The organism is Spirosoma radiotolerans, from assembly GCF_000974425.1.
In the GTDB taxonomy this organism is placed as follows: domain Bacteria; phylum Bacteroidota; class Bacteroidia; order Cytophagales; family Spirosomataceae; genus Spirosoma; species Spirosoma radiotolerans.
The window spans coordinates 1358738-1375521 of sequence record NZ_CP010429.1 but is presented as its reverse complement, the minus strand read 5'-3'; the positions used below and the strand labels follow the sequence as shown (position 1 = coordinate 1375521).

The 16784-nt window shown below is 50.7% G+C and carries 11 protein-coding genes; 6 read left to right on the top strand and 5 right to left on the bottom strand.

Annotated features, from left to right (window positions below; genetic code table 11):
• Nucleotides 1-77: 77 nt before the first annotated feature.
• The 5 genes from SD10_RS05290 to SD10_RS05270 all read right to left on the bottom strand — a co-directional run bounded on the left by SD10_RS05290 (nt 78) and on the right by SD10_RS05270 (nt 7666).
• A complete protein-coding gene (locus SD10_RS05290; protein ID WP_046376007.1) occupies nt 78-1451 on the bottom strand; it encodes a PhoPQ-activated pathogenicity-related family protein in 1374 nt (457 codons plus the stop codon).
• Nucleotides 1452-1674: 223 nt separating this feature from the next.
• Nucleotides 1675-3306 carry a SusD/RagB family nutrient-binding outer membrane lipoprotein gene (locus SD10_RS05285; RefSeq protein WP_046376006.1) on the bottom strand — a complete coding sequence of 544 codons (1632 nt, stop codon included), beginning with the start codon at nt 3304-3306 and terminating at the stop codon, nt 1675-1677.
• A 22-nt stretch (nt 3307-3328) separates the two neighbouring features.
• Complete coding sequence (locus SD10_RS05280) at nt 3329-6742, bottom strand: SusC/RagA family TonB-linked outer membrane protein (protein WP_046376005.1); 3414 nt, start codon at nt 6740-6742, stop codon at nt 3329-3331.
• An 87-nt stretch (nt 6743-6829) separates the two neighbouring features.
• Nucleotides 6830-7027: a hypothetical protein gene (locus SD10_RS05275; protein WP_046376004.1), complete on the bottom strand. Its 198-nt coding sequence runs from the start codon at nt 7025-7027 to the stop codon at nt 6830-6832.
• 102 nt (nt 7028-7129) lie between these two features.
• The gene (locus SD10_RS05270; RefSeq protein ID WP_046376003.1) at nt 7130-7666 is read right to left on the bottom strand and encodes an RNA polymerase sigma factor; all 537 of its coding nucleotides are present in this window, start codon (nt 7664-7666) and stop codon (nt 7130-7132) included.
• An 823-nt stretch (nt 7667-8489) separates the two neighbouring features.
• Here SD10_RS05270 and SD10_RS05265 point away from each other — a divergent pair.
• From SD10_RS05265 to SD10_RS05240, 6 genes are all read left to right on the top strand, one after another.
• Nucleotides 8490-9533, top strand: a complete 1044-nt coding sequence (locus SD10_RS05265; protein WP_046376002.1) for a polysaccharide deacetylase family protein — start codon at nt 8490-8492, stop codon at nt 9531-9533.
• Nucleotides 9534-9571: 38 nt separating this feature from the next.
• A complete protein-coding gene (locus SD10_RS05260; protein ID WP_046376001.1) occupies nt 9572-10762 on the top strand; it encodes a sialidase family protein in 1191 nt (396 codons plus the stop codon).
• 52 nt (nt 10763-10814) lie between these two features.
• Complete coding sequence (locus SD10_RS05255; protein WP_046579079.1) at nt 10815-13052, top strand: hypothetical protein; 2238 nt, start codon at nt 10815-10817, stop codon at nt 13050-13052.
• A gap of 93 nt (nt 13053-13145) precedes the next feature.
• On the top strand, nt 13146-14033 hold the full coding sequence (locus SD10_RS05250; protein ID WP_046376000.1) for a glycerophosphodiester phosphodiesterase: 888 nt from the start codon (nt 13146-13148) through the stop codon (nt 14031-14033).
• A 21-nt stretch (nt 14034-14054) separates the two neighbouring features.
• A complete protein-coding gene (locus tag SD10_RS05245) occupies nt 14055-15437 on the top strand; it encodes a purple acid phosphatase family protein (RefSeq protein WP_046579078.1) in 1383 nt (460 codons plus the stop codon).
• Nucleotides 15438-15556: 119 nt separating this feature from the next.
• Entirely contained in the window at nt 15557-16705 is a 1149-nt protein-coding gene (locus tag SD10_RS05240) for an acyltransferase family protein (RefSeq protein WP_046375999.1), read from the top strand.
• The last annotated feature ends 79 nt before the right edge of the window (nt 16706-16784 follow it).

Below are 16784 nucleotides of genomic sequence, written 5' to 3'. Positions count from 1 at the left end.
CTTCAGCCAACGAAAAGCCTACTACTGCCACCAATGGTGAGCGCAGCAGTAGGCTGATGACCAACAAGTTAACTTATTTATTTCAGAAAAATCTCGTCGTTATCCGTCACAAACATCCGCGTGCTTTCTGTATAGGTGCCACCCGTTGGCGCTTTATAGGTCAGGTCGACGTAAAATGCCCGGTAGCCCGATGCCGGATATACTTCATTGACAGAAAACGCAGCTTTGTTCTTGATGCCCAGGCTTTTGCCTTCCCATTTTTCATCCTGAAATATCATGTCCGTCGAATTCGCTGACCAGACCGTAACATTTTCGAGTTTATCAGGAGTTGCTTTCACCGTGATATCCACGCCTTTCTTGGTAGTCGACACATGCCATTGACAGGCTGGGTAAGGTTGCCGGGCTAAGGTGTTTCCGAAAAAGGCGTTCAGCGCTTCCAACGCCTGCCGCTTATCGCCCAGGTCATGACCAACGTTGGGAACATAATGAATGTAATTCTCGCCCGGAATCTGACCGATATAATGCTTGACGGCATCGACAGTCCAATACTCATCATTCGTGCCCATGAAAAGCATTTTGGGCATCGTTAATTTTTTACGGTACGAATAAGGATCAATCATTTCGTTGATGGCAGCGCCCTCTTTGGTATGCGCACTCTGCGGAATACCAATTTTTACATAATCATCAATCTGTTCGCTGTACTTGTTCCATACCTTCATTTGATAATCCAGATTGACGGGCATATTCAGGATATCAATTACCATCGGTGCAATGGCCGTAACCCGTTTATCGCTCGCTCCCGTTAGCCAGGTGGTCCAGCCGCGCTTAGAGGCCCCCGAGACAACAAAACGACTCACCTCTTTATGAAGCGTTTCGTTGGCAAATGCCTGAACCGCATCCATCGCCCGAACGGCACTTTTCACCATCGGAAACAGCAGCGGCCAGGAGTAGTCTCCGTCTTGTTTAAACTGGTGTAACGTATATGAAATCAGGGCATCTTCGGTTAAATTTCCGTATAACGGCTGGTTGGGCGTTTGACGCAGCACGGCTGCAATGGCGTTGTTCTTGGTAGCCAGCGTACTGATTGCCCGGTTAAAGCCGTCCTCCCGTTTGTTCCAGTTAGGTTCACCTTCTTTAAGGGATCCACCCGTAATAAACAGCAGCGCCCCATCGTGTTTGATTTCCTTCGGAACGAGTACCGTAAGCTGGTGCTTCCAGGTATGCTCCCGCCATTTCTGGGAAGTCAACAGGACTTCGTAGGCCGTAATGTCGCCATAGGTGTAGGTGTCTTTCACCTCCCACTTAAACGTCTTATCGCCATTGTGCAGGTAGCTTTCCAATGCCGTTGAGGGTGTAATGCCATCGGTTGGTTTTAAGGCATTAAATGAAAAAAGCGTGCCGACACTGATAAGGCCAAGAAAGGCAAGGGTTTTCAGGAAATAGGATTTCATGTTGTATCAGGGGTTAAATTCATATGTAGCGCGGGCAGCTTGCCCGCGCTACGTTAAGCCTATTCATCCGTTTGGGGTATTCGATAACCCGCTTTGTGCCGGTCGGCGGTGTTTTGACCGACACGCGTGCGGCTTACAGACAATCGGCTTGAACCGATTGTCAGGTTGCGCTAAAGCGGACAGCCAACCTAAAACCGAATACTAGAAACCAACGATAATTCATCTACCAGGGCTTACCGGTACCCTGAACCAGCCATGGTTTCGACCAGGCGCTGTTTTTACCATCAGACTGCGAGTTGGCCGTCACCTCCAGTTTGTCTAGGGCCGCAGTCGAATTGGTCTTGTTGAGGTTCAATTCATCCCGCATGTAATAGAACCGAAGCGGCAAGGCTTTCCGTTTAGCCGCGTAACCGGTTGCTAAGGCCGGCAAACCTGTCCGGCGATAATCGAACCAGGCTTCGGTAGCGTTCGTCCAGCTCGCAATCCACTTCTGGCCAATAAGTTGCGCCAGCGTTGCGTCGTAAGCGACCCCTTTCTGTGCCATAAACGCGGTATAGCTACTGGCCAGTCCCCAAGCCGTGAGCGAGGCTTTGACGGCCGCTTCGTAATGCGTTTTGGCATCTCCCGCTGCCCATCCCTTCTGGGCGGCCTCGGCCAGAATAAAATGTACTTCAGCGGCCGACACCAGCCGGGCTTTCAGCAAGGGTCCTTTAGCCTGCATGTAGATTTCATTCAGGTAGGAAACGTGCGGATTGTAGGATGTCTGGCCCGGCGTTGGGTTGAAGTTATAGCTGGACGGAAGCTGAGACACACTGGGCGGCAGACCAACATAATTGGGGTCTGTATCAATTTGAGTCGTTCCTACTTTATCCGGCGATAAATACCGAACACCGTTTACGATTTTATCCGTACCCGTCGGCAGCGTTGCATCGACAGCCAGGGGAACCTCCACTTTTTTGGCCCAGAGTGCCAACCGCGGATCGCTGGTGGCCTGCATGGGTTTGAGCAGTGTAGAACACATTTTGATCCGGCGGTAGTTGCTGCCACTGATGTCGAATACCGTATTGGACGGCCAGGAGTCGCCCGAGTTATTACCCACAAAAGCCATCGTTGCATCGGCAGACGCATCGTCGATGATAGGATACTGCGTCGGATTCGCTACAATTTTCTCAATGCCTGCCTTAGCCACTTCGGGTTGTTTGGCCGAAATGCGCATGTAATACCGAAGCTTGAGTGAATTGGCCAGCTTTTGCCATTTGGCCGGATCACCGGCGTAATACACATCCGCACTTTCAATAATACTGCCGTACGATGCTTTCGGTTTCGAGAGTAAGGTGCTGGCCTTATCCAGGTCAGCCAGAATACCGGCATAAATAACATCCTGGCTATCATATTTCGGTGCAATACCGCCCGACTCTCCTTTTAAGGCTTCGGTATAAGGCGCATCGCCCCATAAGTCGGTTATCAGGCCGAAGATCATCGACTTCATCACCAACGCCACACCTTGCTGAAACTGCATATCCAGCGCAACCGCACGCTGGTAGAGCAGGTCGTTGTTGCGGAGCAGATCATAATAAGTCGTCCAGCTCTGATCGCCCCCCCAGTCATAGTCGTTGTGCTCACTAAACCAGGCGTCTTTCTGCGTATGTTGCACCACACCAGCAATATTCTGAAAACCCAGGTTGACAAAGGCTTTGCCCGTTTCGGTCAATACAGTGGGCAGAACCAGGTTCGGGTTTACCGTTTCGGGCTGAACCCCATTGGGGTTTACGTTCAGATCGGTGAGGTCTTTACAGGAAAACAAGAGCGAGAGAAACAGAATGGGAAGGACCGTATTTTTTTTGAAAATAGTCATGGCTGCGTGTGTTTTGTCGTGCTTAGAACGTGAGACCTAGTTTAAAACCAACCGGGATAGTCCAGGGCGTTACGTTGTAGCGCTCGATACCTTGCTTAAACTGCGTACCTGCTTGTGGGCTTGACTGTGGCTGAAAGGCCATTTCGGGATCGACATTGATTTTGGCCGCTGTCCACAGAATGATGTTACGGCTATAGACCGAGAATGTAGCATTCTGTAAACCAATCGATTTGACAAATCTCGCGGGTATATCATAGCCCAGCGAAATTTCCCGCAGCTTAACGAACGACGCATCGAATGTAGCCGCCCGCGTGAAGCTCCAGGGGTAGTTATCACCGTAAGGAACGATTTTGGTGCCCGCTCCTCCCAGGTTTTCTGTGTAGCCGGTTATATTGCCCTGCGCATCATACTGGGCAATAACGCCTGGGTTGAATACACCATAGGCATAGGTCTTTCCGCCGAATTCAAAGGGGAACCCGCCATAAGCAGCCGTTGGCCCACCCACGATCGGAAAGAAATTATCATGAATTTTGATGTACTGATCCTGATTCTCGACCAGCCAGTTACGGAGCGCATCACCAGTCCGCCCGCCAGGGTTGATCAGGTTATCTAGGAACCGTTGCGAACGCAGATCGGATTCCATGTACCGGTAGGTTTGCGATACAAAATCGCCACCAGCCCGCCAATCGAGAGACACGTTCAGCGTGAAGCCTTTGTAGGATAGGGAGCTCTGAGCGCCCAGCATGAAGTTTGGGTTGAAGTTACCGATTTTATTCTTTGTATTGGTCGCGCTGGTGCTCTGCCAGGAGCCATCGTTGTCTAGAATTGGATACCCGTAATACGGTGATTTGGGGTCGGTTACGGTGACAACGGCTGCATCATAAATATCACCGACTTTATCGCCTACGTAGGTCCAGGCGCCCCCTTTGGCATCGGTCCACAAGGTGTAGTACGGTATCCCCTCGGCCAGTTCCTTGATGCGCGTCGTGTTCTTGGTAAAGTTGGTTGTCAAGTCCCAGCGCAGGCCGCCTTTGTCAATGATGGTACCACCCAGCGAGAGCTCCACACCCCGGCTTTCGAGCAGACCCGCATTGATATTTTTGGTTGTAAAGCCCGAAGACGGAGCAATTTGCGAGGGAAGAATCTGGTTGCGGTTGTCCGACATATAGTACGTTCCCGAAAAGCGGAACCGGTTCCGGAACATGTTGTAGTCGATGCCCACCTCATAGGAGGTTGCAATTTCAGGCTTCAGATTAGGCAGCAGAATACCGCCTGATTTATTCAGGCGTGTTACGCCATTCCAGGCACCGGCATCACCCAGTGTCGGATAGAGGCTGTACGGGTTAGCATCATTACCTACCTGCGCTACCCCGGCCCGTATTTTAAACAGATCGACAGCACGAGGCATATGGATCATTTCGTTGACCAACACGCTCAGGGAAGCCGACGGATAGAAATAAGACCGATTGTTGACCGGTAGTGTACTTGACCAGTCATTCCGAGCTGTCAGGTCCAGGTAAACCATGTCTTTAAATCCGAAATTCGCCGTTCCGTAGACGCTGTAAATCGCCTTCTTGTATAAATAATTGTTGTACTGGAGGTTGTTGGGGGCAATATTCTGAATGGTATAGAGACCAGGAATAATCAGTCCTGCGCCATTTTTGCTGCTGGTGCTTATATCCGTCGACTGCGAGTAGCGATTGTTTCCCCCGGCCGATACGACTACGCTCAGCGCGTTGAATCGCTTGGTATACGTAGCCAGGAAGTCAGCATTGCGCTCATAGCGTTTCAGGTTAATCAGCCCATAGGCCCCGTTGGGTTCGCCAGTATAGCTTTTGGCAATTTTCGTTTCCCGTTGTTCAGAATACGTATCCAGTGCATAGCGGCCCATCAATTTGATCTCCGGTGTGATCTGCCATTCGGCCCGCATGTTGCCAAATACCCGGTCCCGTACATAACTGTTGTTTACTTCATAGGCCAGGAAGTACGGGTTGTTATAGTTGCCGATACTTTGAGACCGCTGTTGCAGGCCCTCTTTACCCGGAACCCAGTAGTCCCGCAGTTCATTGATGTCGATATGTGATCCAACGGCGTAGGCCCATTGTAATGGGTTTGTTCCTCGTTCGCCAGCAGGCCGGTTGTTGGAATTGTTCCGACTAAAATCCAGGTTTGTGCTCAGTGTAAATTTGCTGTTTATCCGGGCCGTCGTGCTGATGGCCAAGGTGTTTTTGAACAAATCTGAATTGGGAACAATACCCCGGCTGCTCATATTGGAATAGGAAAGCCGGTAGGTGATTTTATCGGAGTTATTCGCAATCGATACACCGTTGGTGCTAGTAATGCCCGTTCGCACAAAATCCCGGATATTGTTCGGGTGCGAAACAAGGGGCGTTGGTATTGGCTTGCCATCCGGCCCGATCGGGCTGTTCCATTGAATGGCGTTATAGCCTTTGTCCAGTTCAGGGCCAACACCACCCGACGAGCTTTCATCGATTTGCAGAATGCCGCCCGGATACGGGTTGTTGTCGGGTGTAAAGGGCAGAATCCCCGTAGCAAACTTACTCGACATTTTCAGGTACTTGTAAGGCTGATCAAATACCGTATTTGATGTCACCGAGACTGTCATTTTCTGCGATTTCGAGCCACTTTTTGTGGTGATCAGCACCACGCCATTCCCCGCCCGTGAGCCATATAAGGCAGCCGCACTAGGCCCTTTCAGAATAGATATGTTCTCCACATCATCGGGGTTGATATCCGAAATGGCGTTACCGTAATCGACACGGTTGTCGTTACCAATCTGGCTTACGTTGTTCAGCGAGTTGGCTATCGGAACACCATCGACCACAAATAAGGGCTGGTTATCCGTGTTCAACGATTTAGCACCTCGAATGATCATGCTCACCGACGAGCCGGACGGCCCTGTCGAGCTGATCTGAACCCCTGGCACACGACCAGCCAGCGAATTCAGGACGTTTTCCTGCGCTACCCGGCTCAGGTCTTTTCCCTGAACTTCGCCCACCGCGTAACCGAGCGAGCGAGCTTCCCGCTTGATACCCAGTGCGGTAACGACAACTTCGCCCAGTACTTCGTTATTTTCAACTAACTCAACATTAATCACGGACTGATTACCAACCGTAATTTCCTGCGTTTTATGCCCGATAAACGAGAACACAAGAATCGCCGTGTTGCTGTTTACAGAAATCGAGTAGTTCCCCTTCTGATCGGTAACCGATCCGGTCTGTGTGCCTTTGATCAGGATGTTGGCCCCGGCAATCGGCTGATTATTAATGGCCAGCGTAACCGTCCCGGTTATGATTTTGGCCGGGCTACGCAGGGGCGTTCCTTTGGCCAACGCGTGCGAAAAACATAGACTAACCACGATAGCGATGGTCAGCGAATGCTTCAGAATCAACTGAAAAGTAGAAATTGGTTTCATGCGTGTTCAGTTATGAGATGGTCATTCAATCAAATACAAAGGTTAATCAGTAGGCCCTACACGGGCGTGGAGTTGGGCAGAGATGGTTTACTCCGGTTGTTTACCAGGTTCTGGCTGATATTCGTGTTGATTCAGTAATTCGGTGAAATAGGCTTCGAGTATGTCGGAGTAGGCCTGTCTCATTGCCGGATAATGCAGACTAGCCAACAATTCGTCAAATTCTTCTTTTGACAGCTTCTGGCGGATTAATTGCTCAATAAGATAGGTGATGCCTTGCCTTTCCATTCTCCTTGTGTTCAGGCAGTTTACACATAGTACTGGCAAGGCTAAAAAAGAGACTATTCGTCTATCTTATTTTATTTAAATCAGGACATAAACGACCACTGCTTAGCCAGCGAGATCGACCCGTTCCCGAAGCAGCTGCTTTGCCTTAACAAGCTGGTTTTTAACGGTATTCTTGGAAATCCGTAATGACTCCGCTATTTCCTGATAGGACTTCCCGCCTTCTACATTAAGCAGGAGGATCAGTTTACGTTTTTCAGATAGTGCATTGATGGCTGCCTGCAGAACCCGGCTGCGGATTTCAATTGCCTCCTGATCCTCCTCGGTAGCTCGCTCCATCCGTTCCATATACCGTTGCCGAAGTAACTGGCTCTTTTCCAGCTGCTTCAGGTAATCGAATATCATGTTCCGAAGGCAGGTGAACAGATAGGAACTGAAGTTAAGGTCAGGGTTGATAAGGGACCGTTTATCCCAGATTTTTATAAATACGTCATGGACCATATTTTCAGCCTCCTCTGTGTCCTTCAGGAGCGCGATACTGAATTTAAGGGCGGGCGTACGATAATGCTGATATACTTTAGCAAAAGCGATCTTATCGCCCTGGATGGCCTGGTGAATAATGGTTTCGGAGAGATTAGCCATGCGTATAGAGAAGTTAAGGTGAAAAGCTGGGCAGGAAAGAGGGCAATAACCAGTACGCGCACTACCAGGCCGTTTGATTAGACCCCGTATGGTTCGTTTTCTATATGGATTTATAAAAAGTTGAAAATTGAATTAATCTCAAAATTTTTATAAACTAATCCAGAAAATAACAGAATAGGCTTCTAAACTTGTAAAACGAAATTATTTTCCGTCAACTAACCAGGTTAGTTATCATTTAGTCTATGGGAGTGCTTTATCCGAAATAATATTTCGTTTATATCCGGTAGACTCAACAAATATAGACGAGTCGACCTCATTTCATTTTCGCTTATTGCGTAAAATTGCCTTCAATTTGCGCAAATCATTCAAATTTCATTTAGGGGTAATATTCCGGAAGGAGTCGGCATCGTTACGGCCACACTATCAGTCGTTTATGAAAAACCGTCTGTGTTGGCCAGAAGCGGCATAACGTTGGGTTAACGTACCCCAGATCGTCCGGAAACACCCCGCCGACAGGCTCCAGGTTGTCCTTGTTCAAGAAATTTACCAATCCCCGAATAGCCCGATACACCATCCGCAGCGTATATCAGAAACACGCTGCACACGCGGTTTAACCAGAAGGTTACCTGGGCAGCAGGGCGGATAGCCCTATTCCTAGTGCATAGATGTGCCCTTTATTGGCCCACCCGTGCCGGATAGGCGTCCGGTCAATGAGCTATCCCTTGTCACTATACGTACACCCTTGTACGCTGGCCTGAGAACCTACAAGCCGATACAGATACATGGCTGAAGTTAACTAAAACGTACCCAAAATTCTGATGATATGACCCACGTACTGATTCTACTTGTCCTTCTTTGCGGCACTATCGGCCACATAAATGCCCAGACCTATGCCGAGAAATTAGGCTGGCCGAAAGGATCGAAAGTGGTCATTTTCCACGTAGACGATGCTGGTATGTCGTATCCTTCTAATCAGGGAGCCATCAAATCGCTGGAGCAGGGAACAGCCACCTCCACGAGTATCATGATGCCCTGCCCCTGGTCGGCGAGTTTTGTGAACTACGCCCTGAAAACAGGCATCGACGCAGGCATTCATCTAACCTTAACTTCCGAATGGAAAAACTACCGCTGGAGTCCGCTGGCAGGTAGCAAACAGGTGCCCGGCCTGACAGACCCGGAAGGTGCTTTCTGGCCCGACGTACCTGATGTTATCAGGCACGCTACCGCCGACGAGGTCGAACTGGAAATGAAAGCGCAGATCGACCGGGCCATAGCGATGGGGCTGAAACCTACTCACCTCGACTCGCACATGGGAACACTCTTTGCCAACGAGTCCTACCTCGAACGCTACATCAGGGTGGGAATCGCCTATGGCATTCCGGTGATGTTTCCGGGTGGCAACAATAAGCTACTGATCGAATGCACAAATTACCCCCTCGTTGAACAACTAAAGGCTGAAGGCAAGTGGAAAGAGGGCACCCAATTACCCTTGCCGGAAAACCTGAAAAAAGCAAAAGCGGTAGGTGACATGATCTGGAAATCAGGCTTGCCCGTGCTCGATGATCTGCACACAATCAGTGGAAACTGGAAGCCCGCCACCACCGGCGTAACACCAGAAGCCTGGGGAACGTACAAAACCGCGCAGTTCAAAGACGCCCTGACCCGAATGGAGCCTGGCCTCGCCATGTTCATCATCCATAGTACAGATGCGTCCGGGGAATTCCATCAAATATCATCGTCGGGTGGCTCCCGCTATGCCGATATGCTTTCCATGACGGACCCCGACTTGAAAACCTATCTCCGCAAAGAAGGCATCATTCTTACCACCTGGCGAGAGGTCATGACGCGAAGAAAACAGGCTAAATAGGGCATCATGTCTATGGACATCTTATGAAGTAAACACCAATGAAAAAATCCGTTCTTCTGCTTGTAGCCCTTCTTCTGGTCACGAGAGCCCTTGTCGCGCAGGTATCCAATGCCGCCATTGTCCGCGAAATGCTCATTTTCCCGGCTCAGGAAAAACACGTACACGGCAGTAGTCTTGTTAGCCTGCCCAATGGTGATTTTCTGGCCGTCTGGTTTTATGGTAGTGGCGAACGCACTGCCGATGATGTCAAAATCATGGGAGCCCGTTTACAAAAAGGGCAAAAAGCCTGGAGCGAACCGTTCCTGATGGCCGACACGCCCGCCATTCCCGATTGCAATCCCGTCATTTTCCTGAATAGCCAGGGTAAGCTATTTCTGGTCTGGATTGCCGTTCAGGCCAACCAGTGGGAATATTCCATACTTCGTTATAAGACCTCAACCGATTATACTAAAAGTGGGCCACCCGTCTGGAACTGGCAGGACAATATCTTGCTCAAACCCGGTGACGGTTTTGCGCAGGAAGTAGCGGCAAAGTTTAAAGATCTACCACCCAGCACCGTTGGCTGGGCAGGTTATGCGCCCAAATACGACGACCTGATTTTGCAGGCCAGTCGTGATGCCAGCAAACGTAGCCTAGGCTGGATGACCCGCATCAAACCCCTGTTACTCGAAAAAGGCCGTATCCTTCTTCCTCTCTATTCCGATGGCTTCAATTTCTCGCTTATGGCCATTTCAGATGATGACGGCGCTAGCTGGCGACCCAGTCTGCCCGTAGTCGGCAGGGGCCCGATTCAACCGGCGCTGGCTCGCCGGAAAGACGGGACGATTGTCGCCCTTATGCGCGACAGTGGCGACCAACCCACTCGTGTGCATATCAGCCAGTCGACCGATGAGGGCGAAAGCTGGGCAGCCACGGCAAAAACAGACATCCCCAATACGGCCAGTGTTGAACTGCTGGTGCTGAAGGATGGCCGATGGGCCTTTCTGGGTAATGATCTGGCTGATGGTCGTTACCGGCTAAGTTTGTTTTTATCCGATGATGAAGGGAAAACCTGGAAATGGAAAACCCGCATCGAAGCACATCAGCCGGGGCAGGGCAATTATTCCTATCCCTCTCTCATTCAAACGTCCGATGGCTTGCTGCACATGACGTACTCGCATCATGGTGTCGGGAAAACGGATAAGTCAATCAAGTATGTTGTCGTGGATCCGCAACGCCTTACCAAATAAAGATAACCCAGCGACACCCGCGTTTTACCCCCTATATAACCTGTTCTCATTCATGATCATCCCCATTCGTTATATCCGATTAGCTGGTAGTCTACTGGCTTTCCTCTCGCTGGGTAACCAGTGGCTCAGCGCCCAAACCGTTTATCAGGATAAACCGTTCCAGCAGGACTACAGCGTCAAATACTACATCGATAAACCCACAATCAGCCTTACGGGCGTGGCCTGCGACCGCAATGGAATCATTCAGGTGGCTTCGTCCGAAGGGCTGCTACACCCCGCCAACGGCGAATTTCTGCATCCGGGCACCTTATTACCCGATCAGACGTACCGGTTCATGAAAGACATGAAGCTACAGGCAATCGGCTCCCAGAATCAGCAACTCGTTTATCTGAGTCAAAAGGCCATATTAAGTAATGCCTGGGCGGGGAAATTATATGCGGAACACGAGCTTCCGCAGGCAACGATCTTTACCGGAACACCCGACCACACCTTTCTCGTTTCCGATGGTCGTGCTGTACAACTTGTCAAGGATAGCAAGCTGCTTTGGAAAGGATCGCTCCCATCCGATGAAGTGATAGGTGCGCATTTCCAACCTGCCACCAACGTGTTCTGGATACTCGGCAGGAAGTCGCTATATACACTCTCGGGAGCCGATTTTACCCTGGCCAAAGTGCTTGGCGGTTCGGGATTCACCGCTTTTGCCCTGACACCCGATCAAAAGGTATTGATTGGCACCAACGATGGGTATATTGAAGTCGATGCGGTGAGCAAAAAGCAACTCGGCCCCATTCATCAGAAGCTCCCCTGGACTGACATCACCGCCGTGGCTGTCGTGTACGGCAAAACTTGGTTTGGTACCACAAAAGGAGCCTTTTCGCTGCGCCCTGATGGCAAATACGATTATTATTATGGCGAACGCTGGCTACCAGGCAATCAGGTAACAGCCATCTCGGAAGGGCCGAAAAACTCGGTTTTGATCCTGACCACGGCGGGCCTGGGCAAAATCTGTTTTAAGTCGATGACACTCTACGACAAAGCGATTTTCTATGAAGATCAGGTTCGAAGCCGGCACATTCGAAACGGCTTCAATGCCTCGCTGGATCGTATGGAAAAAGGCAATCTGGCTACGGGCTATATGGCTGATTCTGACAACGATGGCCTTTGGACATCCATGTATCTGGGCGGAGAAATTTTCCGCTATGCGGTCACCAAAGACAAGGAAGCGCTCCAAAATTGCCGTGAATCGCTCGATGCCATGGAGCGACTATACACCATCAATCCCGTAGCGGGCTTCCCTGCCCGCTCCTTCGAGCGAGCGGGTTACATCAATCAGTTGTCGGACCCGGAGCGCTGGCAGCATTCGCCACAGGCTGGCTGGGACTGGAAATCCACCACCAGCAGCGACGAAATTATTGGCCATATTTTCGCGTTCGGTGCGATGGCGGAATTGGTCGACGACAAAACCCTTCAACGCCGGGCCATTACGCTCATCGATACGGTCATGAGCCATATCCTGTCGCACAACCTGTACCTGATCGACTTTGACGGCAAGCCGACGATGTGGGGCAAATGGAATCCGGACTACGTAAATGCCTTTCCCATCAACGTGGGCGACCGGAAGCTGAATTCCTCGAACCTGACGGCCATGCTGCAAACGGCCTATCATTTCACCAAAAAAGAAAAGTATAAAAAGAAGGCGTTCGAATTACTCCAAAAACAAGGTTATCTCGAGAACCTGATGCGGCCGATGAGTATCATCGGGAAAGCACCTGACGATGCCGATGAGCATAGCAAACACATGTCGGATGGCTGGAATCACTCTGACGATGAGATGTATTTCGTTGGCTACTGGGGCCTATACCGCTACGCGTTCGATGAGGCCTTAAAGGCCAAATACAAAGCGGCCATTCTAGACCATTGGCAGGCTGAGCGGCCGGAAAAAGACGGGGCCTGGAATATATTCGCGGCAATGACCGGCGCCAAAAACGTCGACCTTCCCGAAGCGGTCTGGTATTTGCAGGAATATCCGCTCGATATGATCGACTGGTCCATCATGAACAGTCACCGGAAAGACATTACGACCATTGCTCCGAATTTCCGGAATCAAACCATTAAAGACGTACTTCCGCCCGACGAAACGCCCATTCAGCGCCACAACGGCAATCGATTTACGCTGGATCGTTCCAATGGTAGCAGTGGCACTTCCGAACACAGCGCGGGCGACATCTGGCTCCTGCCCTATTGGCTGGGCCGCTATCTGGGCGTGATCAGTGCCCCGGTCGGGAAGTGATTTGGCTGGTCTCCGAACTAAAGCGCGGCCCTACTAGCCTGAATCTCGCCTACGCCGTACTAGAATGACCTCAACCGAAAACGCTTCACATAAATGACGAACAGACAACCGGTACAAACCTGGTCGCTTGGCCTTCTGTTTTGGGGGCTAATCACCTCGAACCTGGTCATTGGCCAATCAACGGACAAGTTGGGTTCCGTAGCCGACTCCATCAAAAAGTACCGTACGCTTATGGCAGCTCGCTACCCTACAGGCGTTTCTGCCCATCGGGGAAATTCACAGCTCGCGCCCGAAAACACGCTTGCGACCTTTCGGGAAGTACTGAAGATGCAAGTCGACTACATTGAAATCGATGTTCGGACAACGCAGGATGGCCAGTTGATTATTTTGCATGATGGCAGCTTAAACCGCACATCGACGGGCACAGGTCCGGTCAGCGATCAGCCTCTGTCGGCCCTTAAAACACTATCGGCGGGCAAGGGCTTTGCCGATCGTTTTCAGACCGAACGAATCCCGACCCTGGCCGAAGTTTGTCAGCTGGTTGCTCACTGGAACGCAACTCATCCGACTCCCACAAACCTGTACGTCGATTGCAAAGCGGTAGCTCCAGCGCCTTTAGTGGAGACGTTGCAAACGTATGGGCTGCTAAAAAATGCGGTTTTTTATGGCTCCGACGACGCTTTGCTGGCCCTGAAACAGGTAGCGCCAACGGCCCGGCTGATGCCTTCGCTACGGAAGGCGGAAGAAATGCCCGATAAGATCAACAAGCTTAATCCGTACGCCTTCGATCTGAACTGGCTGGCAGTCAACGAAACGCTCATCCAACAAATTCATCAGCAGGGAGTCAAGGCATTTTCTGATTTGTTAGGCCCGCTGGATTCGCCCGAACAGTACCGAAAAGCGGCTCACATAGGCATCGATGTTATCCAGACCGATTATGTCATCTCTGTGTACCAAACCCTGGCTCAGTCCACAAAATAATGCCCAATGCGTTTTGACCGTATGAAACAACTTTTCTTTTTTCTTTTTGCTGCCCTAACCAGCTTATCTGCCAAAGCGCAGCTCCACAAACCATACCCTGCCACCCGTTATCCCGACCGGCTCATACTGGGTTGGCAGGGCGAGCCAGCCACCTCGCAGTCAGTTAACTGGCGCACCGATTCGACGGTTACGAACGCCGTTGGCGCCATTGCGGAAGCGGACCCATCCCCTGATTTCGTCAGAAATGCAACCCTCGTTCCGGCCACAAGTGAAACGATAGTGATGGATGGGAAACAGGTACGTTACCATTCCGTCCATTTCAAAAACCTAAAACCCGGCACGCAGTACAGTTACCGCGTGGGTGATGGCACTTACTGGAGTGAATGGTTTCAGTTCAAAACCGCTCAGGACAAACCCGCTCCGTTTTCTTTTTTGTATTTCGGTGATGCCCAGAATGACATTCGCTCGCTCTGGTCACGGGCCATACGGGGCGCTTACTCGACATTGCCTACGGTGAGTCTGATGGTTCATGCGGGCGATTTAATTACTACTTCAAATGCCGACTGGCAATGGGCCGAGTGGTTCGAAGCAGGCGGCTGGATCAATGGTATGGTGCCCACGCTGGCCACACCCGGCAATCACGAATATTTTAAGGATGAACAGGGCAAAGGTCGAGTGTCGAAGCACTGGCGGCCCTCTTTCGTATTACCCGAAAACGGGCCGAAGGGCCTCGAAGAAACGGCGTATTTCTTCGACTATCAGGGAACACGGTTTATTTCCCTGGATTCACAAGCCGCCCTGCTCGACTCGGCCGTTTTAACCACCCAGGCAGACTGGCTCGTTCGGGTGTTGGGCCAGAACCCAAACCGCTGGACGATCGTCGTTCATCATCACCCGATTTATTCAACCAAGCAGGGCCGCGACAACAATGAATGGCGGCTAAAAATGGAGCCCATTTACAAAAAATACGGCGTCGACCTGGTCTTGCAGGGGCATGATCATACCTATGGCCGTGGCCTGAACATGCCCCTGGGAAAGAGTCGAAAACATCCAGACGGCCCTATCTATGTGGTATCGGTGAGCGGCCCTAAAATGTATGATATTGGTTTGCAGGATTGGATGGATCGGGCGGGCTCAAACACGCAGCTCTATCAAACCGTGTCAATCGATGGCGACAAATTAGCATATCAGTCCTTTACCGTAACCGGGCAGAAATATGACTCATTCAGCCTGACAAAGAACAGAAATGGGCAGAATACCCTGGTCGATCAGGCACCGGCACTCCTGCCTGAGCGGCTGGATTTACCCGCCGAGTACCAGCAAAAGATGAAGCCTGAACAACTACAGGAATACCGGAACCGCTTTCAGGAGTATAAGGCCCGGAAACAACAGGCCAAGCCGTAGACATGAATTCTACAGAATTAACAGTAGTCATAGGTACTACAGAAATGGCTTGTATCCAAACACGGCTATAGCCCTCATTTTAAATTATATCGATTCATACGCCTGCTAATCCAAAATCTATGGCTATACGATCTACATCATCAGTCGAACCTGCTGTACTCCAGCCTGTCCCCGTTAAGCGCCTTCTCTCGCTCGATACCTTGCGGGGATTCGATATGTTCTGGATTATGGGTGGTGAAGAGATTTTTCAGGTTCTGGCCAAAACAACTGGCTGGGCCTGGGCTGTGCTCATCGCCGATCAGTTTACCCACCCCGACTGGAATGGCTTCCGGGCCTATGATCTGATTTTCCCGTTGTTTGTGTTTTTGGCGGGCGTATCCACGCCGTTTTCAATAGGATCGCGGTTAGAAAAAGGCGATGAAAAGGCGCAGATTGCCCGCAAGATTATTTCCCGTGGGCTTGTGCTGGTTTTGTTAGGCATCATTTATAACAATGGGCTATTTGTCAAAGCAATTCAGGATACCCGTTTCCCGAGTGTTCTGGGGCGTATCGGGCTGGCGGGCATGTCTGCTCAGTTGATTTTTCTGTATGTCAGACCGCGCACCCAATACCGCGTGTTTGTCGGGATTTTAATGGGTTACTGGGCCGCTCTGGCGCTGATACCTGTGCCGGGTTGCGGAGCGGGTGTGCTAACCATGGACTGTAATCTGGCCAGCTATATTGATCGCATGGTGGTACCGGGCCATCTCTACAAAACGATCCATGATCCGGAAGGCCTGTTCTCGACCATCCCTGCCATTGGCAACGCGCTGCTGGGCATTTTTGCCGGTTCATTTCTAAAAACGAACCATGAAACAGGTCGTCAGAAAGCGCTATACCTGCTCGGCGCGGGTGCCCTCTTTGTCCTGCTTGGCGTACTCTGGAATTTTATCTTCCCGATCAACAAAAACCTGTGGACCAGCTCGTTTGTGCTGGTTACCGGCGGTCTGAGCCTGAGTTTACTCAGTATCTTTTACTGGATCATCGACGTCAAGGGCATCAAAGGCTGGACGTTTTTCTTTACGGTTATCGGCATGAACTCCATCCTGATCTATGTGGCCGACGAGTTCATTGACTTCGCCTACGCATCCCACTTCTTCTTTGGCGGATTGATCAATCGTCTTTCATCAGGATGGGTAGCAGGCGTTCTGGGCGTGTTGGGCTACCTGGCCGTAAAGTGGGCGTTCCTCTACTTTCTATACAAGAAAAAGACATTTTTACGGGTTTGAGCCAGTTCACGTACAGCGAGCGGGAGCCCGGTTGCGTCAGCATCAGCATGCAAAAAAGCCTCTTTTGGCAATGGTATCT